1 tRNA gene and 2 rRNA genes are annotated in these 3,525 nt (G+C 53.0%); all 3 read right to left on the bottom strand.

Features of this window, described 5'->3' with window-relative positions:
• The 3 genes from AC2FI7_RS22710 to AC2FI7_RS22700 all read right to left on the bottom strand — a co-directional run bounded on the left by AC2FI7_RS22710 (nt 1) and on the right by AC2FI7_RS22700 (nt 3,303).
• Nucleotides 1-77, bottom strand: a tRNA-Met gene (locus AC2FI7_RS22710).
• Between the two features lie 90 nt (nt 78-167).
• Nucleotides 168-282, bottom strand: a 5S ribosomal RNA gene (gene rrf, locus AC2FI7_RS22705).
• 189 nt (nt 283-471) lie between these two features.
• A 23S ribosomal RNA gene (locus AC2FI7_RS22700) occupies nt 472-3,303 on the bottom strand.
• Nucleotides 3,304-3,525 lie beyond the last annotated feature (222 nt).

Here is a 3,525-nt window from a genome sequence, read left to right as displayed (position 1 = left end):
TGGTTGCGGGAGCAGGATTTGAACCTGCGACCTTCAGGTTATGAGCCTGACGAGCTACCGGGCTGCTCCATCCCGCGACACTTAGCGTTGGTCTACCGCCTATTCGGCTACTTGAGACCGGGTAGTGTTCTTTTCATCGTGTTAGAGAGATATGGGGATTTTACTAGGTTTGGCGGTGACCTACTCTCCCGGGGCTTAAGCCCAAGTACCATTGGCGCGGCAGTGCTTAACTTCCGGGTTCGGGATGGGACCGGGTGTTTCACTTGCGCTATGACCACCAAACCGAGGAAAATCCCCGTCGCTCTTTTTGCAGTGCAAAAAGGCGACGCGCGTTGCCGCACGGTTGTTATGTCACCCCTTACGGGGTTTCACATCAATCAACACCGTCGCTGTTTGCGTAGCAAAAGCGACGTAATTGTCCAACTCAAGGTCAGTGTATGCTTTTGGTGATTTGTCTTTCCATTACTGGATCAAATCAAGCCTATCGGGCGATTAGTACCGGTCAACTGAACGCATTACTGCGCTTACATCTCCGGCCTATTGACGTGGTGGTCTTCCACGGCCCTCAGGGAGACCTTGTTTTGAGGGGGGCTTCCCGCTTAGATGCCTTCAGCGGTTATCCTGTCCGATCATAGCTACCCAGCACTGCCGTTGGCACGACAACTGGTCCACCAGTGGATCGTTCACCCCGGTCCTCTCGTACTAGGGGCAACTCCTCTCAAGTCTCCTACACCCACGGCAGATAGGGACCGAACTGTCTCACGACGTTCTAAACCCAGCTCACGTACCTCTTTAAACGGCGAACAGCCGTACCCTTGGGACCTGCTCCAGCCCCAGGATGAGATGAGCCGACATCGAGGTGCCAAACACTGCCGTCGATATGGACTCTTGGGCAGTATCAGCCTGTTATCCCCGGCGTACCTTTTATCCGTTGAGCGATGGCCCTTCCACTCGGGACCACCGGATCACTATGGCCGTCTTTCGACTCTGCTCGACTTGTCAGTCTTGCAGTCAGGCTGGCTTCTGCCATTGCACTCAACGAGCGATTTCCGACCGCTCTGAGCCAACCTTCGCGCGCCTCCGTTACGCTTTAGGAGGCGACCGCCCCAGTCAAACTACCCGCCACGCAGGGTCCCGGATCCGGATAACGGACCGCGGTTAGACATCAAGAGTGCGAAGGGTGGTATCTCAAGGGAGGCTCCACGGATACTTGCGTTTCCGCTTCAAAGCCTACCACCTATCCTGCACATCACAATCCTGATGCCAGTGCGAAGCTGTAGTAAAGGTGCACGGGGTCTTTCCGTCTAACCGCGGGAAGCCTGCATCTTGACAGGCAATTCAATTTCGCTGAGTCGATGTTGGAGACAGCGGGGAAGTCGTTACGCCATTCGTGCAGGTCGGAACTTACCCGACAAGGAATTTCGCTACCTTAGGACCGTTATAGTTACGGCCGCCGTTTACCTGGGCTTCAATTCAAGGCTCTCACCTCTCCTTTTAACCTTCAGGCACCGGGCAGGCGTCAGACCCTATACGTCGTCTTGCGACTTCGCAGAGCCCTGTGTTTTTAATAAACAGTCGCCACCCCCTGGTTTGTGCCCCCAGCCCCTAGTTGCCTAGGAACCGGGCCTCCTTCTCGCGAACTTACGGAGGTATTTTGCCGAGTTCCTTCAACATCGTTCTCTCAAGCGCCTTGGTATGCTCTACCAGTCCACCTGTGTCGGTTTAGGGTACGGTCTGATGGAGGGCTATTTCCAGGAACCACTCAGCAGCCCAATCAATCCGATAAGATTGAACTACACCTGTGATCCGTCACATCCTCCTGGCCTAGGAATATTAACCTAGTTCCCATCGCCTACGCCTTTCGGCCTCGGCTTAGGGGCCGGCTTACCCTGCTCAGATTAGCTTTAAGCAGGAACCCTTGGACTTTCGGCGAGAGTGTCTCTCACACTCTTTGTCGCTACTCATGTCATCATTCTCACTAGTGATCTCTCCACCGGATGGCTCACGCCCCGGCTTCATCGAAAGCTCCAAATATCCTCCAAGGCGTTCCGAAGAACGCTAAAGAGGATAGGAACTATGTCACACTACGCTCTGCTACCGATGCTTACGCATCCCTAGACTTCGGCTCATGGCTTGAGCCCCGTTACATCTTCGCCGCAGGACAACTTATTTAGACCAGTGAGCTGTTACGCTATCTTTAAAGGATGGCTGCTTCTAAGCCAACCTCCTGGTTGTTTTGGTCGTCCCACCTGCTTTCCCACTTAGCCATGAATTGGGGGCCTTAGTCGTAGGTCAGGGTTGTTTCCCTCTCCACTACGGACGTTAGCATCCGCAGTGTGTCTGCCATCTAGTACTCCCGGGTATTCGGAGTTTGGTTAGGATCAGTAAGCCTGTGGGGCCCCATTACCCATCCAGTGCTCTACCCCCCGGGGTATTCGGATGACGCTCTACCTAAATAGATTTCGCAGAGAACCAGCTATCTCCGAGTTTGATTGGCCTTTCACCCCTAGGCACAGCTCATCCCGATCCTTTTCAACGGATGTGGGTTCGGTCCTCCAGTAAGTGTTACCTTACCTTCAACCTGGCCATGCCTAGATCACTCGGTTTCGGGTCTGATCCCACGAACTCATTCGCCCTATTAAGACTCGCTTTCGCTACGCCTACACCTAACGGCTTAAGCTTGCTCGTGAGACCAAGTCGATGACCCATTATACAAAAGGTACGCCGTCAGCTCGCAAGGAGCCTCCGACTGATTGTAGGCGTTCGGTTTCAGGTACTGTTTCACTCCCCTCGTCGGGGTGCTTTTCACCTTTCCCTCACGGTACTGGTTCGCTATCGGTCAGCAAGGAGTACTTAGCCTTCGAAGGTGGTCCTCCGATCTTCAGACAGAATTTCACGTGTTCCGCCCTACTTAATACGTCCATCAAAGCTTCCTATACGGGGCTGTCACCCGCTATGGCCATGCTTCCCAACATGTTCTAGTCACTTATCTGGCTCGGCTGGTCCCCGTTCGCTCGCCGCTACTAGGGGAGTATCAATTGATTTCCTTTCCTCCGGGTACTTAGATGTTTCAGTTCCCCGGGTTTGCTCTTAAAACCCTATGTATTCAGGTCTTAAGTACCTGTTTAAACCCCATATTGAGTATCAAAGATAACAATATGAAGCTTTCAGGTGGGTTGCCCCATTCAGAGATCCATGGATCAAAGCTTATTCTCAGCTCCCCATGGCTTATCGCAGAGTATCACGTCTTTCATCGCCTCTTGCTGCCAAGGCATTCACCAAACGCCCTTCTCGCGCTTGATTTGATCCAGAAAAAGAAAGACTTGATATTGGCACTACCGCCTATTCGGCTACTTGAGTGCGTTTGACCGCACACAACCAAAGCTGCGCTAGTAATCAAATCGATCGAGACCGCCCAGCTGGTAACTAAAGGCAGTCATTCTTCTGAACCAAAAACATACATTTCCCGCCCCCGCCACTTGGACGAGGACAATTGAGCAACCCCATATGGTCTCCCAGCCGTGC

This window comes from Ruegeria sp. YTSA064 (assembly GCF_059610325.1).
The sequence above is the reverse complement of the archived record's forward strand: the minus strand, read 5'-3'. Positions and strand labels throughout refer to the sequence as shown.